Raw genomic sequence first — 25,586 nt, 5'->3', positions numbered from 1 at the left:
CAGGGCTCACAAGGCCATTTCGATAACGTCTAATAAAGTCGGAAACAACCATGCTGATGAACACTCCACGCTTTACGCTCAAACCTTTGGTGGCCACGATCTCTCGTCACCGTTTTGTTCCGTTGTATCTGGTGGCCATGGGGATGGGCGCCGGGGCAGTGCAAGCCGCCGAGGATGACAACGCGGCCGTGCCCGCTGCGGCAGCGGTGGTGGCGCCGACCACGCAACTGCAACGGGTGGAAGTGACCGGCTCGGCGATTCGCCGGGTCGATGCGGAAACGGCGGTGCCGATCACCATTCTCAAGGCCGATGAGCTGCGCAAACAGGGCGTGACCACCACCGCCGAACTGGTGCAGCGGATCACCGGCAGCCAGTCGATCAACAACAGCGCCGGTTCGGTCGGCGCCGCCACCGGTGGCGCTTCGTTTGCCGACATGCGCGGCATCGGCGCGAACAAGACCCTGGTGCTGCTCAACGGTCGACGGCTGGCCAACAATGCCTTGTCCGGCACCAACTCGGCCGGCGGCGCGGTGGATCTGAACATGATCCCGTTTGCCGCCATCGAACGCGTGGAGGTCCTGCGCGACGGCGCGTCAGCCTTGTACGGCACCGACGCCATCGGCGGCGTGATCAACTTCATCACCAAGAAATCCATGACCGACGGCCAGCTCACCCTCGGTGGCGAAACCCCGACCCACAGCGGCGGTGGCGCCAGCAAAGACATGAGCGCCAGCTGGGGCTACGGCGATCTGGAGCAAGACCGCTTCAACGTGCTCGGCGTGTTCAACTACAACAAGCAGCAGAACCTCGACGCCAACGACCGCTCCTTCGCCCGCGACTATGTGCCCGGCCGTGGTCTGGATCAGACCTCCGGCACCGCGTTCCCCGGCAACTACAGCCAGAACGGCAACGCCACCAACCCGTTGGCCAACAGCAATTGCAACGGACCCAACCTGGTGGCCCGCGACGGCTTATGCCGCTTCAGCACCCGCGAATACATCGACCTGATTCCGCAAACCGAAAAGACGTCGTTCTTCGGCAAGACCACCGGCAAGCTGGCGGACGACCACAACGTCAACCTCGAATACTTCTGGTCGCGCAACAACAACGCCACGGCGGTCGGCCCGGCACCGCTCACCGGCCTGAGCCTGGATTCCTCGTCGCCCTACTACCCCGGCAACGGCATCACGCCAGGCCCGACCGGCTTCGCCCTCGACCCGACGCAACCGGTCGACGTCAACTGGCGCGAAACCGCCGCCGGCCCGCGCGAATCGAAAGACCAGAACACCAGCCAGCGCTTTCTGCTGAGCTTCGACGGGCTGGTCGGCGGCTGGGATTACAACGTCGGCGCCTCGTACAATCAGAACAAAATCGTCTCCAGCGTCACCAGTGGATATGTCAGCGATCAGGCGATGATCAACGGTCTGGCCAGCGGTCTGCTCAACCCGTTCGGCCCGCAATCCGCCGCCGGTCAGCAGTACATCGACCAGGCCATGTACCACGGCGCCTACTCCACCGCCGTCGGCCGCGTCGCCGGTTTCGACGGGCGGATCAGCCGCGAGATCGGTGACTGGTTCGGTGCCGGCCCTTCCGGTCTGGCGCTGGGCGGCGAGTACCGCAAAGAGAAATTCCACCAGGATTTCGAGTCGTTTGCCGGCGACATCCAGAGCCTCGGTATCGACCCGGCCGGCAGCGTCGAGGGCGACCGCAGCGTGAAAGCCGCGTACGCCGAAATCAACGTGCCAGTGCTCGACAGCCTGGAATTGTCCGCCGCCGTGCGTCACGACAAATACAGCGACTTCGGCAGCACCACCAACCCGAAATATTCGTTCCGTTATCAGCCGCTCAAGGAGCTGGTGGTGCGCGGCGCGTACAGTGAAGGCTTCCGTGCGCCGTCACTCTACGAGCTGTATTCGCCGCGCAGCATCACTTACACCCAGGGCTACTACAACGATCCGGTGCTGTGTACTGGCGGCGTGGTGCAACCGGGCGGCAACGGCGGGCGCGATTGCGGCCAGCAGTTCCTCAACCAGATCGGCGGCAATGAAGATCTGGCCCCGGAGAAGGCGCGCAACGTGACGCTGGGCTTCGTCTACCAACCGGTCAGCAACCTGTCGGTGGGTCTGGATTTCTGGTGGATTCACATTTCCAACCAGATCCAGCCGTTCCCCGAATCCACCGTGTTCGATCAGGCCGGCAGCTACCCGGATCGCTTCGTGCGCAACGCCGACGGCACGCTCAACTACATCGTCACCGGCAACGCCAACCTCGGCATCGTCGAGACCAACGGTGTCGATGTGTCGCTGGACTACCGCTTCCCGAACACCCCTTACGGCCAGTTCGGTCTGGGCCTGCAAGGCACCTACGTCGACAGTTACGACTTCCAGAGCACCATCAAAGGCCCGTTCACCGACAAGGTCGGCGACTTCGAAGGGGACGGCGTGATCGCGCGCTGGAAACACAACCTCACCGGCAGCTGGACCTTCGGCGCGGCTCGCGCGTCGCTGACCAACCGCTTCACCACCGGCTACAACGACTACGACCGCGATACCCATGCGCGCGTCGCGTCGTATTCGGTGTGGGACCTGTCGGCCGGCTACACCTTCAACAAGGTGCTGGACGTGGATGCCGGGATGAAGAACATGTTCGACCGCAACCCGCCATTCACCAACCAGGCCTACAACTTCCAGAGCGGCTATGACCCGCGCTACACCGACCCGCTGGGCCGCACGCTGTTTGCGCGCATGACGTATCACTTCTGACCGAGAGCACCGGATGTCTCTCCTGTGGGAGATGTTCCACTGTGGGAGGGGGCTTGCTCCCGAAGGCGGAATATCCGTGAAGGGTGTGTTGACTGACACACCGCCTTCGGGAGCAAGCCCCCTCCCACAGTAGATCTCCCACAGGTTGAGCTGAGCTTTTCCAGGGATTTTGAGGAGTGATTGCATGAGTTTTTTGCGCAACATGGCTGGCCTGCTTTTGGGCGGTGCGCTGCTATGCAACGGGACATCGGCAATGGCCGCCGGCAGCTACGCAATGACGGTATACGGCGAGGCGCCGAAGTATCCGGCGGGTTTCGAGCATTTCGATTTCGTCGATCCGCACGCGCCCAAGGGCGGTTCGCTCAGTCGCGCGTCGATGGAAATCGGCCAGTACAACTACATCACTCCGTATGCCGATCAAGGCATTTCCGTGGTGCAGGTCAACGACTGGGTGTATGCGCCGCTGGCGTTCCGTTCGCTTGACGAGCCCTACACCGTTTACGGTCTGGTCGCGCAACAGATGGAACGCGATCCCGAAGGCCTTTGGGTGCGCTTCACCCTCAACCCCAAGGCCCGCTTTGCCGACGGCACGCCGATCACCGCCGAGGACGTGCGCTACACCTTCAACCTGCTGATGACCAAGGGCAGCCTCAGTTATCGCCAGCAATACGCCGATGTGCAGGAGGTGCTGATCGAGAATCCGCAGCAGATTCGTTTCACTTTCAAGAACAACCTCAACCGCACCCTCGCGCTGGATCTGGCGACGCTGCGCGTGGTGCCCGAGCACTGGTGGCAGACTCGCGATTTCGCCAACGGCGGCGGCTTCGAGCCACCGCTGGGCAGCGGCCCGTATCGGGTGAGCAAGGTCGATGCGGGGCGCAGCATCAGTTTCCAGCGCGACCCGGACTGGTGGGGCAAGGACCTGCCGGTCAGTCGCGGGATGTACAACTTCGACACGCTCACGGTGAATTTCTACGGCGACACCGACGTCGCCCGCCAGCTGTTGCAGGCCGGGGCGTTCGACTACAACCGCGAGTTTTCCTCGTCCGGTTATGTGGTGGGTTACGACAGTCCGGCGCTGCGTGACGGGCGCTTGCAACAGGCGATCCTCGCCCCGGAAAAACCGACGGCGGCCCAAGGCTTCGTGTTCAACCTGCAAAACCCGATTTTTCAGGATCGCCGCGTGCGTCAGGCGATCAGCCTGCTGTGGGATTTCGAATGGACCAACAAGCAGATGATGCGCGGCTTCTACGTGCGCCAGAACAGCTTCTGGCCGAAGAGTGAAATGGCCGCGACCGCCCTGCCTGACGCCGAGGAACTGAAGATCCTCGAACCGTTGCGCGGGCAGATTCCCGACGAGGTGTTCACCACGGTGTATCAGGCGCCGAAAACCGACGGCAGCGGCTACATCCGCGACAAACAGTTGCAAGCCCTGAAGCTGCTCGCCGAGGCCGGCTGGACGCCGCATAACAATCGGTTGCTCAACGCCGCAGGCGAGCCGCTGGAGTTCACCTTCCTCGACGGTCAGGGCGGTTTTGATCGCATGCTGTTGCCGTTCAAACGCACCCTCGCGCAGATCGGCATCACCCTGAATTTGCGCCGGATTGATTCGGCGCAATACGTCAATCGGCTCAATGCCCGCGACTACGACATGATCGTCACCAGTTTTCCGCGCAGTGGCGATCCGATCGTCTCCCCCGGCCGCGAGCTGTACAGCCTGTACGCCTCGCAAAGTGCCACGCAAGTCGGCAGTTCGAACTCGATGGTGCTGGCCAACCCGGCGGTCGATCAACTGATCGACGGGCTGGTCAAGGCCGACACCCGCGAAGCCATGGTGCATTACGCCCGCGCCCTCGACCGGGTGCTGCAATGGGGTTACTACATGATTCCCAACTACTACTCCAAAGGCACGCCGACGGTGTATCAGAACCGCTTCGGCATGCCGTCGGTGCAACCGGCGTACGACGAAGGCCTCAACACCTGGTGGGAGGTCTCGGCCAAGCCGTTGACCACGCAACAGATGCACACCCAACTCGCGGGGGGCCAGTGACATGCTGCGTTATCTGAGTCGACGTTTGCTGCTAATCATCCCCACGCTGCTGTGCATTCTGGTGGTCAATTTCCTGATCGTGCAGGCCGCGCCGGGCGGCCCGGTGGAGCAAGCCATTGCGCGTTTGCAAGGCTTCGGCGGACACAATATGGGCGGCGGTGGCGAAGTCGCCGCGGTTGGCGGTGCCGGGCGCAGCAGCCGTGGCCTCGATCCGGCGCTGATCGAGGAAATCAAACACCACTACGGTTTCGACAAACCGATGCACGAACGCCTGTGGCTGATGCTGAAAAACTACGCCCAGCTGGATCTGGGCAGCAGTTTTTTTCGCGGCGCCAAAGTCACCGATCTGATCGCGCAGAAACTGCCGGTGTCGTTGTCACTCGGCCTGTGGGCGACGCTGATCACCTACCTGATTTCGATCCCGCTGGGCATCCGCAAAGCAATCAGGAACGGCAGCGCATTCGATGTCTGGAGCAGCACGGCGATCATCATCGGCTACGCGATGCCGGCATTTCTGTTTGCGATTCTGCTGATCGTGGTGTTCGCCGGCGGCAGCTACGTCAACTGGTTTCCGGTGCAGGGTCTGGTGTCGGACAACTTCGACAGCCTCAGTACATTGGGCAAGATCGGCGACTACCTCTGGCACCTGGTGCTGCCGGTCACGGCACTGGTGATCGGTGGGTTCGCCACCCTGACCATCCTCACCAAAAACAGCTTCCTCAACGAGATCAGCCGCCAGTACGTGATCACCGCGCGGGCCAAGGGTCTGACCGAGCGCCGCGTGCTTTACGGCCATGTGTTTCGCAACGCCATGCTGCTGGTGGTGGCCGGGGTGCCCTCGGCGCTGATCGAGGTGTTCTTCGCCGGTTCCTTGCTGATCGAAACCATCTTCAACCTCGACGGCCTCGGGCGCATGAGTTACGAGGCGGCGGTGTCACGTGACTACCCGGTGGTGTTCGGCGCGTTGTTCCTGTTCACCCTGTTCGGCCTGTTGATCAAGCTGATCGGCGACCTCAGCTACACCCTGCTCGACCCGCGCATCGACTTCTCGGCGAGGACTGCCTGATGTTCACACTCTCCCCTCTGGGTCAGCGCCGGGTCGCGCAGTTCAAGGCCAATCGCCGTGGGCGCTGGTCGTTGTGGCTGTTCCTCGGGCTGTGCCTGATCTGCCTCGGTGGCGAACTGATCGCCAACGACAAGCCGTTGCTGATCCGCTACCACGGCGCCTGGTACTTCCCGATTCTCAGCGATTACCTGGAAACCGATTTCGGTGGCGAGCTGCCGTTTCAGCCAGATTACGCCAGCGCTTACGTGCACTCGCTGATCGAGGATCAGGGCGGCTGGATGCTGTTTCCGCCGATCCCGTTCAGCTACGACACGGTCAATTACGACCTGACTGAACCGGCACCCAGCCCACCCTCTTCGAGCAATTGGCTGGGCACCGACGATCAGGCCCGGGACGTGTTGGCGCGGGTGATTTTCGGCACACGAATTTCGATTCTGTTTGCGCTGATCCTCACCGGCATCAGTGCGTTGGTCGGCATCGTTGCCGGGGCGTTGCAGGGTTATTACGGCGGCTGGGTCGATTTGCTCGGGCAGCGCGTGCTGGAGATCTGGTCGGGGCTGCCGGTGCTGTACCTGCTGATCATTCTGTCCGGGTTTGTCTCGCCGAGTTTCTGGTGGCTGCTGGGGATCATGGCGCTGTTTTCCTGGCTGGCGCTGGTGGATGTGGTGCGCGCCGAGTTCCTGCGTGGACGCAATCTGGAATACGTCAAAGCCGCGCGGGCGCTGGGCCTGACCGACAGCGAACTGATGCTGCGGCACATCCTGCCCAACGCGATGACCTCCACCCTGACCTACCTGCCGTTCATTCTGACAGGCGCCATCGCCACCCTCACCGCCCTGGACTTCCTCGGTTTCGGCATGCCGGCAGGCACTGCTTCGCTGGGCGAACTGATCGGCCAGGCCAAACGCAATTTGCAGGCACCGTGGCTGGGGCTGACGGCGTTTTTTGCCTTGGCGCTGATTTTGTCTTTATTGGTATTCATCGGTGAGGCTTGCCGAGATGCGTTTGATCCACGATCTTGATCCAGGGAGCTGACATGCAAAACAATTTGATCGAGATCCGCGACCTGCGTGTTGCCTTTGGCGAACAGACGGTGGTGCACGGTTTGAACCTCGATATCCGCCGTGGCGAATGCCTGGCGCTGGTCGGTGAGTCCGGCTCGGGCAAGTCGGTCACGGCACATTCGATTTTGCGCCTGTTGCCGGGAAAAACCGTCAGCAGCAGCGGTTCGATTGCGTACAACGGGGTGAACTTGCTGGACGCCAGCGAGCAGCAGATGCGCGGTTTGCGCGGCAACCGGATTGCGATGATTTTTCAGGAGCCGATGACCTCGCTCAATCCACTGCACACCGTGGAACGACAGGTCAGCGAAGTGCTGGAGATTCACAAGGGCCTCAAGGGCCGCGCCGCCCGTGAGCGTACTTTGGAATTGCTCGAACTGGTGGGCATTCGCCAACCGCTGCAGCGCTTGAAAGCCTACCCGCATCAGCTCTCCGGCGGTCAGCGGCAACGGGTGATGATTGCGATGGCGCTGGCCAATGAGCCGGAACTGCTGATCGCCGATGAGCCGACCACGGCGCTGGACGTCACCGTGCAGCAGAAGATTCTCGAGCTGCTGATCGAGCTGCAACAGCGGCTCGGCATGTCGATGCTGCTGATCAGTCACGATCTGAATCTGGTGCGGCGCATCGCGCAACGGGTGTGCGTGATGCGCCACGGCGAAGTCGTCGAACAGGCCGACTGCGCGACGCTGTTTCGCGCGCCGCAGCACCCTTACAGCCGCTTGCTGATCGAGGCTGAACCAAGCGGTGCGCCGGTGCCGAGTCCGTACCAGCACAACCTGCTGGAAGTCGATGATCTGAAGGTCTGGTTTGCCCTGCCCAAGGCCTTGTTCAGTCGTTCGCAGGCGTATATCAAAGCGGTGGACGGGGTCAGTTTCCGCCTGCAACGCGGCAAGACGTTGGGGATTGTCGGCGAGTCCGGTTCGGGCAAATCAACGCTGGGCCAGGCCATCCTGCGGCTGGTGGAATCCGAGGGCGATATCCGCTTCGGCAACAAGCAACTGAGCCTGCTCAATCAACGCTTGATGCGGCCCTTGCGACGGCAGATTCAGGTGGTGTTCCAGGACCCGTTCGGCAGCCTGAGCCCGCGCATGTCGGTGCAGCAGATCATTGCCGAAGGCTTGCTGACCCACGGCATCGGCACCGAGGCCGAGCGCGAAGCAGCGGTGATTCGCGTGCTGGAGGAAGTCGGCCTCGACCCCAAGAGTCGCCATCGCTATCCCCACGAATTCTCCGGCGGCCAACGCCAGCGCATCTCCATCGCCCGTGCACTGGTGCTGGAGCCGGCGCTGATCCTGCTCGACGAACCGACTTCGGCGCTGGATCGCACGGTGCAGAAACAAGTGGTGGACCTGTTGCGGCAATTGCAGATCAAGCATGGACTGACGTATCTGTTTATCAGTCATGACTTGGCGGTGGTGCATGCGCTGGCCCATGACTTGATGGTGATCAAGGATGGCAAGGTGGTGGAACAGGGCTCGTCGCGGGAGATTTTTGCCGCACCGCAGCATCCCTATACCCAGGAATTGCTGACAGCCTCCGGCCTCAAGACCGACACAAATCCCTGTGGAAGCGGGCTTGCTCGCGAATGCGATATGCCTGTGACATGAATATCGACTGGCAGGACGCCTTCGCGAGCAAGCCCGCTCCCACAGGGGGGGATTGGTGGATGTGGAAAATTTTTTTCAGACACTGCATCCAAACGCCTCCGTCACGGGTAGTCCCTGTAACAGCCCTCGTCGGCTGTCAGCGGTCTACCCCTTTCGGAGATAACACTGATGAACATCACTCAACTGATTGGCCTCACCGGTTTGCTCGCCCTGTCCTCGACAACCTTCGCCCAAAGCAACTATCCCGACGCAATCAAAGTCCCGGACGGTCACAAGATCGCCCTGGAAACCACCGGCGTCGGCGAGATCACTTACGAATGCCGCGACAAGCCCAACGCGGCCGGGCAGACCGAATGGACTTTCGTCGGCCCTAAAGCGGTGCTCAATGATCGCAGGGGCAAACAGGTCGGCACCTACTTTGGCCCGCCCGCCACCTGGCAGGCCAAGGACGGTTCGAAAGTCACCGGCACGCAACTGGCAGTCGCGCCGTCGAGCCCGGGCAACCTGCCCTATCAACTGGTCAAGGCCAATCCCGCTGACGGCAAAGGCGCGATGAGCGGCGTGAGCTACATCCAGCGTGTCGCGCTCAAGGGCGGCGTAGCACCAGGCAGCGAATGCACGGCGGCGAACAAGGGCAAGCAGGAAGTGGTGAAATATCAGGCCGACTACATTTTCTGGGCGGCGAACTGACTTTCCGATCCCGCACAAATCTTCCTTGTGGGAGGGGGCTTGCTCCCGAAGGCGGCGTGTCAGCCACCCTCTCGTTCACTGACACACTGCATTCGGGAGCAAGCCCCCTCCCACACAGGCGTCCACAGAGACACCCGGGTTGTCTGGATGTTTGCCGAATGTGAGCTAGATTGCACCCCATGTCTTTGCCTGAACCGGTGTTTGATTACGAAGCCCGTCTCGCTGCCTGTGCCCGCGGCGAGCAGTCGGCCCTGCGCGATTTGTACGTGCAGGAAGGCCCGCGCCTGCTCGGCGTGGCAAAACGACTGGTGCGTGACGCGGCGCTGGCCGAAGACATCGTGCATGAAGCGTTCATCAAGATCTGGAACGGTGCGGCGCAATTTGATCCGGCGCGCGGTTCAGCGCGTGGCTGGATGTTCAGCGTGACCCGGCATCTGGCGTTGAACCTGCTGCGTGATCAAAGTCGGGAGGCGCCGTTCAACGAAGACCACAATGCCGTGCCTGACGAGGACGCCTTCGATGTGCAGGGCCATTCGGCGCGGATCCATCGTTGCCTGGAACAACTCGACCCGCAGCGGCGAAGCTGCATCCTCCACGCCTATGTCGACGGCTACAGTCACGCGCAGATTTCCGCGCGCCTGGACACGCCGCTGGGCACGGTCAAAGCCTGGATCAAACGCAGCCTCAACGCTTTGCGGGAGTGCATGGGATGACCATCGAATCGGCGCAGGAACGTGATGAACTGGCCAGTGAATACGTGCTCGGCACCCTGTCGGCGCCGGAGCGTGAAGCACTGCAACAGCGCTTGCCCCACGAGCCCGAACTGCAAGCGGCGGTGGATGCCTGGGAGCGACGCTTGCTCGACCTGACCGAATTTGCCGGGACGCAGCAGCCCTCGCCGCACTTGTGGCCGCGCATCGAGCGCAGTGTCGAGCGGTTCGCGCGAAAAGCGCCGGCTGAGCCGTCAACCTCGTGGTGGAATCTGCTGCCGCTGTGGCGCGGCTTGAGTGCGGCCGGCTTGGTCGCCACATTGGTTTTGGGCTCGATCCTGCTGACTCAGACCACTCCGAAGCCGAGTTATCTGGTGGTGCTGGTCGCGCCGCAGGACAAGGCGCCAGGCTGGGTGATTCAGGCCAGTAATCCACGGGAAATTCAGTTGATCCCGCTGGGCGTGGTCGAAGTGCCGGCGGACAAGGCGCTGGAGTTCTGGACCAAGGCTGACGGCTGGCAAGGGCCGGTGTCGCTGGGGCTGGTCAAGCCAGGCGAGGCGCTGTCGGTGCCGCTGGACAAGCTGCCGCCGCTGCAACCGAATCAGCTGTTCGAGCTGACGCTGGAAGGCGCCAATGGCTCGCCGATCGGTAAACCGACCGGGCCGATTCAGGCGATTGGTCGCGCGGTCAAAGTGCTGTGACGGCCTCTCACCCGCCCCTCGCCATGCAGCGTTTGTAGCGCTCATCGACGCGTTTGGCGAACCATGCCGTGGTCAGCTTGCGGGTGATTTTCGGGCTCTGCAGGACGATCCCCGGCAACACCGCACGCGGTAAGGTCTTGCCTTCGGCCTTCTCGGCCAGTTCGAACACCCGCTGGTAGAGTTTGGTCTCTTCGAATTCCAGAGTCTTGCCCTTCTCCAGTTGATCGCGAATCGTCGGGTTGCGCATGCCCAGCGACTTGCCGAGGGTGCGCACCGCCAGTTCGGTGCTGCCGGGCATGATCGAGTCGTAACGGATCAAGTCGCCATCCAGCGCCAGCGGGATGCCCGAGGCTCGGCTGACGGCGTTCTGAAACGCGGCATTGCGGCTGGCGTACCAACCGGCGTTGAAGTCGGCGAAGCGGTACAGCGGCTCGCGATAACTCACCGGATAGCCAAGCAAATGCGCGATGCCGAAGTACATGCCGCCACGGCGGGTGAACACTTCGTGGCGGATGGTGCCGTTGACCGGGTATGGATAATCCTTGGCGTGCTGCTCGGCGAATTCGATGCTGACCTGCATCGGTCCGGCGGTGTGTACCGGGTTGAAGCCACCGAACAAGGTGCGGCCCATCGGTACCATGCCGATGAAGTCGTCGAAGATCGCGCTCAACTCTTTCTCGCTGCGCGCCGCGTTCAGACGTTCGCTATAGGTTTTGCCGGTGGGCGAACGCACCGCCAGCGCGGCGCTGACCAGCATCCCGGGGATGTGCGCCTTGCCGGCGCGGCGGTCGATTTCGTCGCGAGCGATCTTGCCCAGCCCCGGCACCGTCGGGTCAACCTGATAGGTCGATTCCTGCTCGGCCACGGCCAGCACCGAACAGAGGTTTTGTGTGGTCGGGCTGATGTGCTGCGCGGCGAACGCGGCGTAGATATCGGTGGCCCAGCCCTGGCGGTCGGGCACTTTCGCCGGCATCAGCCGCACGATTTCGGCCTTCACTTCGGCCGGGGCTCGCGGTGCCGGCTCCTGGCTGCGCTGGCCGGCGCAACCGGCGAGCACCAGCAGCGCGGCGAGGGTAATGAGTAATCGCATGTTGCTTCATCCAATCCAATAAGCCGAAACCACCATACACAATCCCTGTAGGAGCTGCCGCAGGCTCGGGTGTTTTCAGGGGTGATGACAAACTGATTGCAAAGCGTTACTGAGAAAACCTATCATTTGCGCCTGGAGTCGCATTTGCGCAAGGAGTTCCCGCGCCGCCCTATTTTTTCTTACCGGCCACGCGCCTCCAGGTACGAACACATGCCCGCTTCAGTTCGCCTCGCTGTCCCGTTTCGCCCAACGCTGCTCGCCCTGCTGTGCTCACTGACCGTCACCGCCCACGCTGCCGATGAAGATGCCAAGGCGCTGGTGCTCGACAACGTCAACATCAATGCCCAAGCCCCGACGCCCAACGCCCTGCCTCCGGTCTACGCCGGCGGTCAGGTAGCGCGTGGTGGTCAGCTCGGGGTGTTGGGCAATCAGGACATGATGGACGTGCCGTTCAGCGCTGCGTCGTACACCGAACAGCTGATTCAGGATCAGCAGGCCGAAGACGTTGCCGACGTGTTGCTCAACGATTCATCAGTGCGTCAGGCCTCTGGTTTCTCGAACCAGGCGCAGATCTTCATGATCCGCGGTCTGCCGCTCACCGGCGACGACATTTCCTATAACGGCCTGTACGGCGTGCTGCCGCGGCAGATCATTTCCACCGACGCCCTGGAGCGCGTGGAAGTGTTCAAAGGCCCGAACGCCTTCATCAACGGCGTGACCCCGACCGGCTCCGGCATCGGTGGCGGCGTCAACCTGCAGCCCAAGCGTGCCGGCGACGAACCGCTGCGCCGCTACACCACTGACATCAACAGTGAAGGCCGCATCGGTCAGCATTTCGATATCGGCCAGCGTTTCGGTGAAGACAACCGCTTCGGTGCGCGGATCAACCTGTCCCAGCGCGAAGGCGACACCGCCATCGACCACGAAAACCAGCGTTCGAAACTGTTCAGCCTCGGCCTCGATTACCGCGGTGACGCGCTGCGTATTTCCGGCGATTTCGCCTATCAGAAGGAACGCGTCAACGGTGGCCGCAACTCGGTCAACCTCGGCACCACCACGCACATTCCGGACGCGCCATCGGCCGACACCAACTACGCGCCGAAGTGGGGCTACACCGACATCGAAGACACCTTCGGCATGCTCCGCGCCGAGTACGACCTGAACGACAACTGGACCGCGTACGTTGCCGGCGGCGCCAAGCATACCCGCGAAGTCGGCCGCTACAACTCGACCACGCTGGTCGGCAACAACGGTGCCTCGTACACCACCGGCTCGTTCATCCCCCACGATGAGGACAACACCAGCCTGATGGCCGGCCTCAACGGCAAGTTCAACACCGGCGCGGTCAGCCACAAGCTCAACTTCGGCCTCAGCGGTCTGTGGGCGGAACAGCGCAGCGCCTATGATTTCGATCTGACCAAGTACGCCAACAACATCTACCACCCGGTGGAAACGCCGTCGCCGGTGGGCAATTTTTCCGGCGGCGACGTCAGCGATCCGGGCATTGTCGGCAAGACCTTCAACCGCAGCCTCGCGCTCTCCGACACCCTCGGTTTCTTCGATGATCGCCTGCTGCTCACCGCCGGCCTGCGTCGTCAGCAACTGGTGGTGCAAGGCTACAACTACGCCAGTTACGGCAGCGGCAGTCGCAAATCGAGCTACGACGAATCGATCACCACGCCGGTCTACGGCATCGTGTTCAAGCCGTGGGAACATGTGTCGTTCTACGCCAACCACATCGAAGGTCTGGCCCAGGGCCCGACCTCGCCGACCAGCGCCGGCGGCTTGCGCGTGACCAACGGCAACGAAGTCTACGCACCGGCCCGCTCCAAGCAGACCGAGGCCGGGGTCAAGGTCGACATGGGCACCTACGGCGCGAGCCTGGGCGTGTACCGCATCGAGCAGCCAAGCGATGGCTACTGTGAAATCAACAGCGCCGCCACTTGCACGTACGTGCGTGAAGGCGAGCAGATCAACAAAGGCGTGGAAATGAACGTGTTCGGCGAGCCGATCAGCGGCCTGCGTCTGATCAGCGGCCTGACCCTGATGGACACCGAACTGCGCAACACCCAGAACGGCGCCAACGACGGCAACCGTGCAATTGGCGTGCCGAGCTTCCAGTTCAACGCCGGTGCCGATTGGGATGTACCGGGCCTGCAAGGCGTGGCGCTGAATGCACGAATGCTGCGCACCGGTGGCCAATATGCCGACGCCGCCAACAACCTCAGCCTGCCGACCTGGAACCGCTTCGACGCCGGTGCGCGTTACGCGTTCAAGGTCTCGCAGAAAGACGTGACCCTGCGTTTGGGCGTCGAGAACCTGGCGAACAAGAAATACTGGGAATCGGCTCAGGGCGGTTATCTGACCCAGGGTGAGCCACGGGTGGCGAAGCTGTCGGGCACCATCGATTTCTAACCCGCTGTTGTGAGCAAAGCGGACTGCTGCGCAGTCCAGCGGGAGCAAGCTCCCTCGCCACAGAAACTCAGCCAAACATGAAAAAGGCCCCGCAGCTTCACCGCTGCGGGGCCTTTTGAGTTTTTGGGTGCCTGAACAGGCCTTTTCGCGAGCAGGCTCGCTCCCACATTGGAATGCGTTCGACTGTGGGAGCGAGCCTGCTCGCGAAGAGGCCGGCACTGGCTACCCTTTCCATCTGATCCATACTTGCTGCACAGCCAACGGAGGACAGGCCCATGAACCGCAGCGACGTACTGATCATCGGTGCCGGCCCGACCGGTCTGGTGCTGGCCCTGTGGCTGCGCAAACTCGGCGTGCGCGTGCGCATCATCGACAAGACGTCCGCGCCCGGCACCACTTCGCGGGCACTGGCGGTGCAGGCGCGCACACTGGAGTTGTACCGCCAGCTGGACTTGGCCGACACCGTGGTGCGCAACGGCCACAAGGTCGCGGCGGCGAATTTCTGGGTCAAGGGCAAACCGGTCGCGCAGTTGCCGCTGCAGCGCATCGGCGAAGGCCTGACACCCTACTCGTTCATCGAAATCTTTCCCCAGGACCAGCACGAACGACTGTTGCTCGAACGCCTCGAAGACTACGACGTGGTGGTTGAGCGCAATACTGAGCTTGAGAGTTTCGAAGAAACCGGCGATGGCCTCAGCGCGCATTTGCGCTTGCCGGACGGGCAGCAGGAAATCTGTCAGGCATGCTATCTGGCAGGTGCCGACGGCGCGCGTTCGGTGGTGCGCAAAACCCTCGACAGCGGTTTCCCGGGCGGCACCTATCAGCAGATTTTCTACGTCGCGGATGTGCAGGCCAGCGGTCCGGCGCTGAATGGCGAGCTGCACCTGGATCTGGACGAAGCGGATTTTCTCGCGGTGTTTCCGCTGGCCGGTGCAGGCCGCGCCCGGTTGATCGGCACGGTGCGCGACGAACGCGCCAGGCATCCCGAAACCCTGCAATTTGCCGACGTCAGCAGCCGCGCCATCGAGCACCTGAAAGTGCACATCGACGAGGTCAACTGGTTCTCCACCTACCGTGTGCATCATCGCGTGGCTGAGCACTTTCGCGGCGGTCGGGCGTTTCTGCTTGGCGATGCCGCGCATGTACACAGCCCCGCCGGCGGCCAGGGCATGAACACGGGCATCGGCGATGCAATCAACCTGGCATGGAAACTCGCCGCCGTGCTCGACGGCAGTGCCACGGCGAAGCTGCTCGACACCTACGAGACCGAACGCATTGCCTTCGCCCGGCGCTTGGTGTCGACCACCGACAAGGTGTTCAGCTTCGTCACCGCCGAAGGACGCATCGCCGATCTGCTGCGCACGCGTCTGGCACCGTCTCTGATCCCGAAAATGGCCGCGTTCGAGGCCAGTCGCGAATTCCTCTTTCGCACCGTCTCGCAAGTCACCCTCAACTATCGCGGCATGCCGCTGAGCCAGGGCACGGCCGGCCACGTCCATGGCGGCGACCGCTTGCCATGGGCACATGATGGTGAGGGGGATAATTACGAACCGCTCAGGCAGCCGTGCTGGCAGGTGCATGTGTACGGCGACACCAGCGACGAAATGATCGCCTGGTGCACTGAACACCATCTGCCGCTGCACGTGTTCGACTGGCGGCCGGCGTTTGACACGGCGGGGTTGGCGCGTAACGGGTTTTATCTGTTGCGCCCGGATACTTATGTGGCGATTGCCGATAACAGTGCGGATCCGAAGGTGATCGAGCGCTATTTCCGCGATCACGGGATAAGGCCGTATTTCGCCTGCCCCTGACACAACACAAAAAACTGTAGGAGTGAGCCTGCTCGCGATAGCGGTGTGTCAGTCAAAAATGTTGTGACTGATACACCGCTATCGCGAGCAGGCTCACTCCTACAGGGGTTATGCGCTGGGGTTCAGATCCCGGCCAGGGCCAGATCCATCGCAAAGTAGGTGAAGATCAGATCCGCCCCCGCGCGCTTGATCGCGCCCAGGCTTTCGCGCACCACGCGATCCTCGTCGATCGCGCCAGCCTGCGCGCCGAACTTGATCATCGCGTACTCGCCGCTGACCTGATACGCCGACAGCGGCAGGTTCGAGGCTTCACGAATATCGCGGATGATGTCGAGATACGCACCAGCCGGTTTGACCATCAGCGCATCGGCGCCTTCCTGCTCGTCGAGCAGCGATTCACGCAGGGCTTCGCGGCGGTTCATCGGGTTCATCTGATAGCTTTTGCGATCGCCCTTCAGCGCGCTGCCACCGGCTTCGCGGAACGGGCCGTAGAGTGCCGAGGCGAATTTGGTCGAGTAGGCCATGATCGGAATCTGGGTGAACCCGGCGTCATCCAGTGCGCGGCGAATCGCCCGTACCTGACCGTCCATCGCTGCCGACGGGGCGATCACATCAGCGCCAGCACGCGCCGCCGCCACGGCTTGCTTGCCAAGGTTGATCAGGGTCTGGTCGTTGTCGACTTCGTGGTTGTGCATCACGCCGCAGTGGCCGTGATCGGTGTATTCGCAGAAGCAGGTGTCGGACATCACGATCATTTCCGGCACCGCGTCCTTGGCAATGCGCGACATGCGCGAGACCAGGCCGTTTTCGCGCCAGGTGTCGCTGCCGTTGGCATCCAGATGATGGGACACGCCAAAGGTCATCACCGACTTGATCCCGGCACGGGCATAACGCTCGATTTCGCTGGCCAGCTTGCGCTCGGGAATGCGCATCACCCCCGGCATGCTCTTGATCGGCACGAAGTCGTCGATCTCTTCTTCGACGAAAATCGGCAGCACCAGATCATTCAGGCTGAACTCGGTTTCCTGGAACAGGCTGCGCAGGCTCGCATTGCGGCGCAGACGGCGGGGACGTGCTTCGGGGAACTGGCTGGACATGGTGCTTCCTGAAAACGGCAGATGAGACGAAAGTCGTAGGGGGCGAAGCTTATGCCTTCGGTGGGCGCGGGTACAAACCTGGATCAATCAAGACAGCATTACCGGGAGCGCAATAATCCGTCAGACAACACACGTTGCCCTGTAGGAGTGAGCCTGCTCGCGATGACGGTGTATCAGTCGACGTCCATGTTGCCTGACACGGCGCCATCGCGAGCAGGCTCACTCCTACAGGGGGTCATGCGCAAATCAGGAAGGAATGGTCAAGCCTCGAACGACCGCCGGCCGCGTCAGAAAGCGCTCCAGCACCCGGGTGACGTTGGGGAAATTGCTGATGCCGACCAGATCCCCCGCCTCATAGAAACCGATCAGGTTGCGCACCCACGGGAAGGTGGCGATGTCGGCGATGGTGTAGCGCTCGCCCATGATCCAGTCGCGGCCTTCCAGACGTTTGTCGAGCACGTTGAGCAGGCGCTTGCTCTCCTCGACGTAGCGATCACGCGGACGCTTGTCCTCGTAGTCCTTGCCGGCGAATTTGTTGAAGAAACCGAGCTGGCCGAACATCGGACCGATACCGCCCATCTGGAACATCAGCCACTGAATCGTCTCGTAACGCAGCGCGCCTTCCTGCGCCAGCAACTGACCGCTCTTGTCGGCGAGGTAGATCAGGATCGCTCCGGACTCGAACAGCGGCAGCGGCTGGTCTTGCGGGCCGTGGGGGTCGAGGATCGCCGGGATCTTGTTGTTCGGATTCAGCGACAGGAACTCGGGAGACAGCTGATCCTGGGTGTCGAAGCCCACGCGATGCGGCTCGTAGGGCAGGCCGATCTCTTCGAGCATGATCGAAACCTTGACGCCGTTGGGGGTCGGCAGGGAATACAGCTGAATCCAGTCGGGGTACTGCGCGGGCCATTTCTGGGTGATGGGGAACGCGGACAGATCGGTCATGGGAAACATCCAGTCACATGGGAAGCACTGATCATAATGTAGGAGCTGCCGCAGGCTGCGATCTTTTGATCTGGCTTTAAAAAACCAAGATCAAAAGATCGCAGCCTGCGGCGGCTCCTACACGAACCGTAACATCCTGCGGGTAATGTGCATGAACCAAACCGGCCTCAGAGGACTCTGAGCTATGCCTTTCGCACAGGAAGCGCAACACACGACATGGACAACACCCGGTGCTGGGAGCCCGCGGTGTAAGGGTTGGTCAGCCCCAACCGAATTTGCTGAAGAATCCAATATTCAATGACGAACCTCATGAGTTTCGCCAAACGCTTCAAACATCGCGCCTACGTGGCCCTGCCCTCCGTGCTGGCGGTCAGTGCGCTGACCTTGTCGCTCGAGTCGAGCCAGATCCGCGCGCAACCGGTAGACGGCACCCAGACTCTGATTTTCCTGCGCCACGCGGAAAAACCTGCGGGCGGTCTCGGCCAGCTCAACTGCCAGGGCCTGAACCGGGCGATCGAGCTGTCGACCCTGTTGCCAGAAAAATTCGGCAAGGCCGATTACGTGTTCGCCGCCAACCCGACGCGCAATGTCGAGGAAGGCGAGCTGGACAACTCCTACAGCTACATCCGCCCGCTGATGACCATCAGCCCTGCGGCAATCAAGCTCGGCCTGCCGGTGAACATCGAGTATTCCGCCAACGACACCAGTGATCTGGCGCGTGAGCTGACCGAAGACAAGTACCACAACGCAACGATCTACACCGCGTGGTCGCATGGCTACCTGCCGGAGCTGATCAACAAGGTCGCAGGCAAGGCCGTCGGCGAAAAGCAGACCATCACCGATGACTGGGCCTCAGGCGATTTCGATTCGCTGTACGTGCTGACCCTGACCTGGCACAACGGCAAGGCCAGCCTGCAGAGCCACAGCTACAAGCAAGGACTGGATAACGGCAAGGTGACTTGCCCGACCTGAGTGATGGGTCGTCTGTCAGTTCCTCATCGCTGGCAAGCCAGCTCCCACAGGGTTTGAGTGATGCTTAAATCTACGGCATCCCCCAAACACTGTGGGAGCTGGCTTGCCAGCGATGGGGCCAGCAAAGACAGGATCAAATCCGCTGATTCACCCGCTCGCGCAAATACTCCAACACCGCCCCGCGCTCCCCGGCAAACTCGATCCGCGCGCCCTTCTTCTCGCGCTGGAACACATACATCGGGTCGTAATATTCGCGCAGCAACCCTTCGATCCAGCCGCGATGCAAATCAACCGCCCCGCTACGTTCCTGCTCCGCCAGCGCATCCTCCATCAACAGCAACATCCGCCGATGCCGCTCGCCACCGAGGCGCTTCTGCACGTTGTTCAGACTGTCCAGCAAGCGCTCCGCGAACAAGCTGAAACTGTCCTCGCCATGCACCGCTGCAAACTCGGCCGACAGGTCCACCACGTAATCGCGCAGGATCCGCTCTACGCGATCCTCGAAACAGTCTTCCAGCCAGACCATCGGGTACTGCTGCATGCCCTGATACAGCGGCAGCGGCAGCGCACAACTGCCCACCACCCGACTCTCGTCTTCCAGCACAAACTGCTCGATACCTGCATCGCGCTTTTTTAGGATGTCGATGGCCAGACGGTTTTCGAAATCGATGTTCGACGGTTGGCCGGTGGCGCGCTTGCCGAAACTGGAACCGCGATGATTGGCATGACCTTCCAGATCCAGACCGTTGCGCAACTGCACCAGCACCTCGGTCTTGCCGGTGCCGGTCATGCCACCGAGCAACACGAAATCACATTGAGCGAGGCTTTGTTCAAGGGTGTCGATCAGAAAGTTACGCATGGCCTTGTAGCCGCCACCGACCCGTGGATAGTCGATGCCGGCCTCATCACGCAGCCACTGTTGAGTGATCTGCGAGCGCAAGCCGCCACGAAAGCAATAGAGATAGCCATCAGGATGAGCCCGGGCGAAATCGGCCCAGGCCTGAATACGCTCGGCCTTCACCGCGCCGGACACCAGTTGATGGCCCAATTCGATGGCGGCCTGCTGGCCGTGTTGCTTGTAGCAGGTGCCGATTTTCTGCCGCTCGCTGTCGTTCATCAGCGGCAGGTTGACCACACCGGGGAATGCGCCTTTGTGGAACTCGACCGGCGCACGAGCATCCATCAGCGGCCGGTCGTTGAGGAAAATGTCGCGGTAATCGGTGCAGTCGCGTGACATCAAATCACCTCGACTGCGTGGGTCTGTCGCTCGACCAGTTCGCCGATTGGCGCCAGATCCAGGCCCAGTTCGGCAGCCACGGCAAGAAACTCGTCGTTACCTTCAGGGGTGACCGCAATCAGCAGGCCACCGCTGGTCTGCGGGTCGCACAGCACACGTTTGTGCAGTTCCTGCAAACGGCCGAGCTTGCTCGCATAACTGTCGAAATTGCGCAGGGTGCCGCCGGGCACGCAGCCCTGTTCGAGGTAGTACTCGACGCTGTCCAGACGCGGCACGTGGTTGTAGCCGATGCGCGCGGTCAGGTGGCTGCCGTCAGCCATTTCCACCAGATGCCCGAGCAGACCGAAACCGGTGACGTCAGTCATCGCAGCGACCCCGGCCAGTTTGCCGAAGCGGCTGCCGGGCTTGTTCAGGGTGCACATCCAGTCGCGGGCCACACCAATGTCAGCGGGGCGCAATTTGCCTTTTTTCTCGGCGGTGGTGAGGATGCCGATGCCCAACGGTTTGGTCAGGTACAGCAGGCAACCGGCGGTGGCAGTGTCGTTGCGCTTCATGTGGCGTTTTTCCACCAGACCGGTCACCGCCAGACCGAAGATCGGCTCCGGCGCATCAATCGAATGCCCGCCGGCCAGCGGAATGCCCGCCGCGTCACACACCGCGCGCCCGCCGCGAATCACTTCCCGCGCCACTTCCGGCGCCAGCACATTCACCGGCCAGCCAAGGATCGCAATCGCCATCAGTGGATCGCCGCCCATCGCATAGATGTCGCTGATCGCATTGGTCGCAGCGATCCGGCCGAAGTCGTACGGATCGTCGACAATCGGCATGAAGAAGTCCGTGGTCGACACCACACCGCGCTCCGCATCGATTTCGTACACCGCCGCATCATCACGCGAGGCATTGCCGACCCACAGTTTCGGGTCAAGGTTCTGCGCTCCGCTGCCGGCCAGAATCACTTCCAGCACCTGCGGGGAAATCTTGCAGCCACAACCGGCACCGTGGCTGTATTGGGTCAGACGAATCGGCTCGCTCATGGGAGAGTCTCTGGCAGTTGATGGGGCGGATTCTAGCAGAGCGCGGGCCGGCTGATTTTGGCGCTGACTGTCCGAGCCCCTTCGCGAGCAAGCCCGCTCCCACATTGGCTCGCGGCCATCCACAAATCCTGCTTTCACTGAAGGTCCCCTGTGGGAGCGGGCTTGCTCGCGAAAGCTATCGCCCGCTCACCACCGCTTCACGGCCGAGCACAGAAGGTGCCCTGATGAAAAACCATCTGCCACTGCTCACCCTGCCGCCGCCATACCGAACTGCGCAGACTGTCCGCCGGCACCCGCGGGCCGACAGCGACGGTATGGCAGCGATACGTCACCAGCGCCGAATCTTCCGACAGCGGCTTGAGCGTGAACTGACTGACGGTACGTTGTGTGAATGTCTGCTGCGGCAGTGCTTCCAGTACATCGGACTTATTCCAGATACCGCCGCTCGCGCCGAATTCGACAAAGTCGTCCGCGATCAGCAGTGCCAGTTCAGCGGCGTCCTCGCGCACAGCACGGGATAGCAGGCGCTGCTCAAGATGCAGCAGATGGTGTAACAGATCCATGGCATAAATCCTTCTGTTGAAGCACGAGGTCAAACAGTCGCCGTCTTCGGCAGGTCCTACAAGAAATAGCGTTTTACATTCCGAAGCTACATCGTCTTGAGTCATTGCCTACAACAACGCCAGAATCGTCCGGCCTTGACGATTTGAAGGCTGCTGAGGACGAACAGGTTCAGAGAATAACTATTCATACTCCACGCTTAACGCTGGGTGTTGCGCTTTGTACTTCGGCAAAAATCTCGGTAATCGGTCTGCGTGGCTGGCGCTTTTGCATCTGCCTTACCTGCTCGCTTAACCGCAGCAACTCCTCACTCGGTTTGGCCCATTGATCTTCTGGCAGCGACTCTGACCATTGGCGCATGGCCTCAGGCAGGGTTTGCTTGCCGATTCTTTCGAGGCGGCGCACTTCCCATTCGACGAGGCGGTTGGGAATCGTCCACAGGGTCATGACGTGATACAGGTACCAAAAGAAGCCGGACAGCCGCGTGCGCGAACCGTCGCGAATCTGCTGATGCATGCGTGCGCGGGCGTTGTGGAAGGTGTGCTGGCCTTCGTGGGGCGGGTCGTCGGGGCCTTGCAGGTCTTGCAGATCCTGAATCGATTTGAGGTCGTTGACTTCGTATTCCATGTAGCCGCGAATGGCTTCCCAATGGCTGATGGCGAGGGGTAGCGCGGCGCAGGGGAATTCGAGGCTGGTGAGGGTTTCGCCGTGGTAGAAACCGATGCCCATGCCGTACTGGCGGTGGATGCCGTATTGGGTCGCGCCCTGGGCCTCGATGATCCAGGCCGATAGGGATTCCCAGGGAACAAAGACAGGTTCGGTTTCGCCTTCGGACATGAAGCAGACTTCGCGGCGTTGGCGGTTGAAACGGGTCGGGATGATTGAGGCGCGTTTTTTGTGGTTGTGGTGCCAGACTCCTAAGCAGATCAGGAGCATCAATGGACCTGTAAATAGTATGTTCTCGCAGGCTACTTCAAAGAAGCCGACCATCGAGTCCCAAATGAATTCCTGTCCATACCCAAAAATAACTCCCAAAAAACCGGTGATTAGTGGGAATAAGAAAACTACTGTGAAAGACACGCTGAATGGTCCACCCAATACGACCTGCCAAGAAAAGACTTGTGGCGAACCCAACCCAAAATCCATGTACACATCATTCAGTTCACCAATGTGCGGGCCATAGGGTGACATCGGTGTTGGCAGCGGAAGCGGCGCGAGATAGGTAGTTTTGCCGCTCGGAAAAGTTTCGATATCTCCGGCCTTTCGCGGTTGTTCAAACCGCACACAACCTGCGGCTTGATCGCACTTATTCGCCATGATCGGCTTGCTCCAGAAACTGGGTTTCGACTAGCAACATGGGCGGATTCCCCTTGACCAATTGAGAAGCAACCACCGCAAAATGCCCGTCACCCCGCGGGTCGATATGGATGACACGGGTTCGTGACACCCACTCACCTTTGTCGTTCAGGTTTTGAACGCATACGGCCAATTCCAGCGTTTCTTTTGCTGGCGTGTACTCGGCGCTGTGATCAACCGGGTATTGGAGGCAGAGGACCAACCCTTCTGGCGATGACTTGACGATTCGCAGGCTGCTTAACACTTCGTCGCTAAGCACGTCTTTACGCTCTCGCGGCGCGCCTCGACCGTGGAGGGGCATGGAAATACGGTGTGCACCAATGCCCAGCCGGTGTGTTGGCTTCCCACCCAAGGGAGGTAGAAAGTTTTCCAATGTCAGTCCGGGCAGGACCAGATGGATATCGCTGGGCTTGGCTTTGAACAACAGGTTTTTCAGCCAGGAGTCGTATGGATTTGGGCCAAGTTGTGCCTAAGGTGCATGGATCAGAAAGGCCAGATAACTTTGATAGTCATCCAGTGAGTGATCGCCACGCATCTCCGCATCTCGACTCCAAGGTGTGATTTTTAGCCATTTGTCGTGGGCACTCATGTTGTAACGGTTGAACAGCCAAGTACCACTGATTTCCAAAACCGTGAACAGCGCACCTGCCAGATTGAAGCGGAAAAACACTGTTGATAGACGTGTACCGGCGGCGGCCCAGGCAGCAGTTCGCGCAGCCTTGTTCGGAGCAGTAAATACAGTGAAAGTGGCGTGAACGGTATGACTCAGACCGTAAGCATTAACCGATACCATGCCGCCAGCACCTAATGTAGCTAATGCAGCGGCACCCTGCGCCGATTGATTTCCACTACGAACCGACTCCTGCAATTTTGAGTACTGGCTATTAAAACTCATCACTGATGACACCAAACCAAAGCCATAAGTGAAGAAACCCAACCCGATGTGTAACTTCCCCATCTGTACGTGCACATTCAGCAATGCATGATGCTGAAGCGCTGCAACAAGCGCTGTTCCACGAGCTTTCAACGCCGTATCCGCAAGCCCCTGCGCCGCAGTAAACCCGGCCGCACCTGTCGCAGCCAAAGCAGCAAAGAAATCCGCACGCTTCTTCTTGTCTCTGGTCTGCTTCATCAATTCCTTATAAGCCCCCACCAAATTCACCACCTGCACCAAAACCACCACCACCCCCATCCCTTCCGTCTTCACCAGACTGGTCCTGGACAGCCCTCCAATCCCCAACCGAATATTCCCCAACAAACTCCGCAACTCCCCTTGCTGCGCCGGCGGAAACACCACCGTCACCCCCGCTCTTGCAGGCGTGGCGCCGTACAACCGGGCCGAGCGGTCCGGCAGTTCTTCAATCGGGCTCAATGCCGCCGCCAGCCGTCCTTCCACCTGGGCCAGTTGCGCCCGCACGCGCACAATCTCTTCCTGCAACTCCACCGCCCTTGGAGTCTTGTGGCCCGGACGATTTTTGTTGTGGGTGAGCTGGTTGCGTTCGCGGTTGAGGGTTTTCAGGTATTCACGTTCGCGCAGTACCTCCTTGATCGTGGTTTGCAGCGCAGCCTGTTCTGTGGGACTGGCGACGGTGAAGGTCACGCCGCTGGTTTTTGCCGCGTCGAAGAGGCGCAAGCGCAGTGCTTTGGGCAGGCGCAGGAACATTTCATCGAGGTCGGGGATTTTCTCTCCCGCAAGGTCGAAGCCTTCCAGCGCCCGGTCAAGGCCCAGGTTCAGCGCCGGGCTGTAGGTGTCCTGCACGGCAGCCGCGACAACGCGGCTGTGCTCGGGCATGTCGTCGAGCGCAGGCAGTTGCGGTTGTTCGATCTTTTTCAGTTTGGCCAGCCAGTCCGGCAGGTTGTTGAACGTCGCCATACCGGCGTTGAACAGCGTCGAGTATTGCCCGCTCTGCTCCGATTGCAGGCGCAGCGGCAAGGTGTAGAAGGCTGTTCGGGTCAGTTCCGGGTGTTGTTCCACAAACCCGAGCATTTTCTCGCTGGCTTCGTCGCTGCGGCACAGATCCTTGAGGCAGGCGTACTCGGCGCTGAGCGCTTGATGAAGTTGCGCCGCCACTTGCGCGTCGTAGTACCAGGCGGCGCGGTGAAAGCGCCCGGCGACCAGCAGTTGCGTGCGGTCAGCGGTGATGCGTTCGAGCAGGCGATTCCAGCGGCCGAGATCGTCGCGCAGCAGGTTCAGTCGCTCGTCCATGGCCGGGCGGTCGATCAGGTCGTTGACCCCGCGCTTGCCGCTGAGCAGCGGGCCGTCGAGCACGTCCTTGATGCGGCGCTCCTGATCCTTGCCCAGGCTGAGCAGGGTTTCCAGGTACCGTTCGACAAAGTCCTCAGGGGCGACTGCAAGAAAGTACCGCCGCGTGTAAAAGCGCCGATCCACCTCAGCCGTGGGCGCGGCGCGGTCGGGCT

At 61.2% G+C, this 25,586-nt stretch carries 19 protein-coding genes and 1 pseudogene; 11 read left to right on the top strand and 9 right to left on the bottom strand.

What is annotated here, in order from left to right:
* Positions 1-50 precede the first annotated feature (50 nt).
* The 8 genes from ACIOUG_RS13730 (at position 51) to ACIOUG_RS13695 (ending at position 10,650) form a co-directional block, all read left to right on the top strand.
* The gene (locus tag ACIOUG_RS13730; RefSeq protein WP_401066300.1) at positions 51-2,762 is read left to right on the top strand and encodes a TonB-dependent receptor; all 2,712 of its coding nucleotides are present in this window, start codon (positions 51-53) and stop codon (positions 2,760-2,762) included.
* Between the two features lie 184 nt (positions 2,763-2,946).
* A complete protein-coding gene (locus tag ACIOUG_RS13725; protein WP_401066298.1) occupies positions 2,947-4,812 on the top strand; it encodes an extracellular solute-binding protein in 1,866 nt (621 codons plus the stop codon).
* A 1-nt stretch (position 4,813) separates the two neighbouring features.
* Complete coding sequence (locus ACIOUG_RS13720; protein WP_401066297.1) at positions 4,814-5,878, top strand: microcin C ABC transporter permease YejB; 1,065 nt, start codon at positions 4,814-4,816, stop codon at positions 5,876-5,878.
* A complete protein-coding gene (locus tag ACIOUG_RS13715) occupies positions 5,878-6,900 on the top strand; it encodes an ABC transporter permease (RefSeq protein WP_401066295.1) in 1,023 nt (340 codons plus the stop codon). The genes ACIOUG_RS13720 and ACIOUG_RS13715 overlap by 1 nt, the downstream gene beginning before the upstream one ends.
* Before the next feature lie 14 nt (positions 6,901-6,914).
* Positions 6,915-8,549: an ABC transporter ATP-binding protein gene (locus ACIOUG_RS13710; RefSeq protein WP_401066294.1), complete on the top strand. Its 1,635-nt coding sequence runs from the start codon at positions 6,915-6,917 to the stop codon at positions 8,547-8,549.
* A gap of 168 nt (positions 8,550-8,717) precedes the next feature.
* Complete coding sequence (locus ACIOUG_RS13705; protein ID WP_401066293.1) at positions 8,718-9,239, top strand: DUF3455 domain-containing protein; 522 nt, start codon at positions 8,718-8,720, stop codon at positions 9,237-9,239.
* A 179-nt stretch (positions 9,240-9,418) separates the two neighbouring features.
* Complete coding sequence (locus ACIOUG_RS13700; RefSeq protein WP_401066291.1) at positions 9,419-9,952, top strand: sigma-70 family RNA polymerase sigma factor; 534 nt, start codon at positions 9,419-9,421, stop codon at positions 9,950-9,952.
* The gene (locus tag ACIOUG_RS13695; protein WP_401066290.1) at positions 9,949-10,650 is read left to right on the top strand and encodes an anti-sigma factor domain-containing protein; all 702 of its coding nucleotides are present in this window, start codon (positions 9,949-9,951) and stop codon (positions 10,648-10,650) included. The genes ACIOUG_RS13700 and ACIOUG_RS13695 overlap by 4 nt, the downstream gene beginning before the upstream one ends.
* A 7-nt stretch (positions 10,651-10,657) precedes the next feature.
* Here the strand turns inward: ACIOUG_RS13695 and ACIOUG_RS13690 are convergent, their stop codons facing one another.
* A complete protein-coding gene (locus ACIOUG_RS13690; protein WP_401066288.1) occupies positions 10,658-11,740 on the bottom strand; it encodes a DUF1615 domain-containing protein in 1,083 nt (360 codons plus the stop codon).
* A 210-nt stretch (positions 11,741-11,950) separates the two neighbouring features.
* Between ACIOUG_RS13690 and ACIOUG_RS13685 the strand changes: the two genes are divergently transcribed.
* Both ACIOUG_RS13685 and ACIOUG_RS13680 read left to right on the top strand, forming a co-directional pair.
* Entirely contained in the window at positions 11,951-14,155 is a 2,205-nt protein-coding gene (locus ACIOUG_RS13685) for a TonB-dependent receptor (RefSeq protein ID WP_401066286.1), read from the top strand.
* A gap of 275 nt (positions 14,156-14,430) precedes the next feature.
* A complete protein-coding gene (locus tag ACIOUG_RS13680) occupies positions 14,431-15,966 on the top strand; it encodes an FAD-dependent oxidoreductase (protein ID WP_401066284.1) in 1,536 nt (511 codons plus the stop codon).
* A gap of 122 nt (positions 15,967-16,088) precedes the next feature.
* Here the strand turns inward: ACIOUG_RS13680 and hemB are convergent, their stop codons facing one another.
* Entirely contained in the window at positions 16,089-17,063 is a 975-nt protein-coding gene (gene hemB, locus ACIOUG_RS13675; RefSeq protein WP_003223551.1) for a porphobilinogen synthase, read from the bottom strand.
* A gap of 246 nt (positions 17,064-17,309) precedes the next feature.
* The gene (locus tag ACIOUG_RS13670) at positions 17,310-18,008 is read right to left on the bottom strand and encodes a glutathione binding-like protein (RefSeq protein ID WP_401066283.1); all 699 of its coding nucleotides are present in this window, start codon (positions 18,006-18,008) and stop codon (positions 17,310-17,312) included.
* 297 nt (positions 18,009-18,305) lie between these two features.
* Between ACIOUG_RS13670 and ACIOUG_RS13665 the strand changes: the two genes are divergently transcribed.
* On the top strand, positions 18,306-18,980 hold the full coding sequence (locus ACIOUG_RS13665) for a histidine phosphatase family protein (protein ID WP_401066282.1): 675 nt from the start codon (positions 18,306-18,308) through the stop codon (positions 18,978-18,980).
* A gap of 133 nt (positions 18,981-19,113) precedes the next feature.
* Here the strand turns inward: ACIOUG_RS13665 and mnmH are convergent, their stop codons facing one another.
* The 6 genes and pseudogenes from mnmH to ACIOUG_RS13635 all read right to left on the bottom strand — a co-directional run.
* Complete coding sequence (mnmH, locus tag ACIOUG_RS13660; protein WP_401066281.1) at positions 19,114-20,217, bottom strand: tRNA 2-selenouridine(34) synthase MnmH; 1,104 nt, start codon at positions 20,215-20,217, stop codon at positions 19,114-19,116.
* Entirely contained in the window at positions 20,217-21,251 is a 1,035-nt protein-coding gene (gene selD / locus ACIOUG_RS13655) for a selenide, water dikinase SelD (RefSeq protein WP_401066280.1), read from the bottom strand. The genes mnmH and selD overlap by 1 nt, the downstream gene beginning before the upstream one ends.
* Positions 21,252-21,448: 197 nt before the next feature.
* Positions 21,449-21,814, bottom strand: a complete 366-nt coding sequence (locus ACIOUG_RS13650) for a DUF4440 domain-containing protein (protein WP_401066277.1) — start codon at positions 21,812-21,814, stop codon at positions 21,449-21,451.
* A gap of 184 nt (positions 21,815-21,998) precedes the next feature.
* A complete protein-coding gene (locus ACIOUG_RS13645) occupies positions 21,999-23,129 on the bottom strand; it encodes a hypothetical protein (RefSeq protein ID WP_401066274.1) in 1,131 nt (376 codons plus the stop codon).
* Complete coding sequence (locus tag ACIOUG_RS13640; RefSeq protein ID WP_401066272.1) at positions 23,119-23,592, bottom strand: hypothetical protein; 474 nt, start codon at positions 23,590-23,592, stop codon at positions 23,119-23,121. Before ACIOUG_RS13640 ends, ACIOUG_RS13645 begins: the two co-directional genes overlap by 11 nt.
* A gap of 45 nt (positions 23,593-23,637) precedes the next feature.
* A pseudogene (locus ACIOUG_RS13635) lies at positions 23,638-25,586 on the bottom strand (hypothetical protein); the annotation flags it as partial.

It is taken from the genome of Pseudomonas sp. NPDC087803 (genome assembly GCF_044742995.1).
Classification (GTDB): Bacteria; Pseudomonadota; Gammaproteobacteria; order Pseudomonadales; family Pseudomonadaceae; genus Aquipseudomonas.
This window is presented reverse-complemented; position numbering and strand designations above follow the sequence as displayed.

What these genes read in the sequence shown, in the direction of transcription:
- ACIOUG_RS13690 (WP_401066288.1), bottom strand. Translation starts at nt 11,740, where the DNA reads ATGCGATTACTCATTACCCTCGCCGCGCTGCTGGTGCTCGCCGGTTGC.
- ACIOUG_RS13725 (WP_401066298.1), top strand. Translation starts at nt 2,947, where the DNA reads ATGAGTTTTTTGCGCAACATGGCTGGCCTGCTTTTGGGCGGTGCGCTG.
- ACIOUG_RS13650 (WP_401066277.1), bottom strand. Translation starts at nt 21,814, where the DNA reads ATGGATCTGTTACACCATCTGCTGCATCTTGAGCAGCGCCTGCTATCC.
- mnmH (WP_401066281.1), bottom strand. Translation starts at nt 20,217, where the DNA reads ATGTCACGCGACTGCACCGATTACCGCGACATTTTCCTCAACGACCGG.
- ACIOUG_RS13665 (WP_401066282.1), top strand. Translation starts at nt 18,306, where the DNA reads ATGACGAACCTCATGAGTTTCGCCAAACGCTTCAAACATCGCGCCTAC.
- ACIOUG_RS13695 (WP_401066290.1), top strand. Translation starts at nt 9,949, where the DNA reads ATGACCATCGAATCGGCGCAGGAACGTGATGAACTGGCCAGTGAATAC.
- ACIOUG_RS13645 (WP_401066274.1), bottom strand. Translation starts at nt 23,129, where the DNA reads ATGGCGAATAAGTGCGATCAAGCCGCAGGTTGTGTGCGGTTTGAACAA.
- ACIOUG_RS13715 (WP_401066295.1), top strand. Translation starts at nt 5,878, where the DNA reads ATGTTCACACTCTCCCCTCTGGGTCAGCGCCGGGTCGCGCAGTTCAAG.
- selD (WP_401066280.1), bottom strand. Translation starts at nt 21,251, where the DNA reads ATGAGCGAGCCGATTCGTCTGACCCAATACAGCCACGGTGCCGGTTGT.
- hemB (WP_003223551.1), bottom strand. Translation starts at nt 17,063, where the DNA reads ATGTCCAGCCAGTTCCCCGAAGCACGTCCCCGCCGTCTGCGCCGCAAT.
- ACIOUG_RS13700 (WP_401066291.1), top strand. Translation starts at nt 9,419, where the DNA reads ATGTCTTTGCCTGAACCGGTGTTTGATTACGAAGCCCGTCTCGCTGCC.
- ACIOUG_RS13685 (WP_401066286.1), top strand. Translation starts at nt 11,951, where the DNA reads ATGCCCGCTTCAGTTCGCCTCGCTGTCCCGTTTCGCCCAACGCTGCTC.
- ACIOUG_RS13705 (WP_401066293.1), top strand. Translation starts at nt 8,718, where the DNA reads ATGAACATCACTCAACTGATTGGCCTCACCGGTTTGCTCGCCCTGTCC.
- ACIOUG_RS13680 (WP_401066284.1), top strand. Translation starts at nt 14,431, where the DNA reads ATGAACCGCAGCGACGTACTGATCATCGGTGCCGGCCCGACCGGTCTG.
- ACIOUG_RS13670 (WP_401066283.1), bottom strand. Translation starts at nt 18,008, where the DNA reads ATGACCGATCTGTCCGCGTTCCCCATCACCCAGAAATGGCCCGCGCAG.
- ACIOUG_RS13730 (WP_401066300.1), top strand. Translation starts at nt 51, where the DNA reads ATGCTGATGAACACTCCACGCTTTACGCTCAAACCTTTGGTGGCCACG.
- ACIOUG_RS13710 (WP_401066294.1), top strand. Translation starts at nt 6,915, where the DNA reads ATGCAAAACAATTTGATCGAGATCCGCGACCTGCGTGTTGCCTTTGGC.
- ACIOUG_RS13720 (WP_401066297.1), top strand. Translation starts at nt 4,814, where the DNA reads ATGCTGCGTTATCTGAGTCGACGTTTGCTGCTAATCATCCCCACGCTG.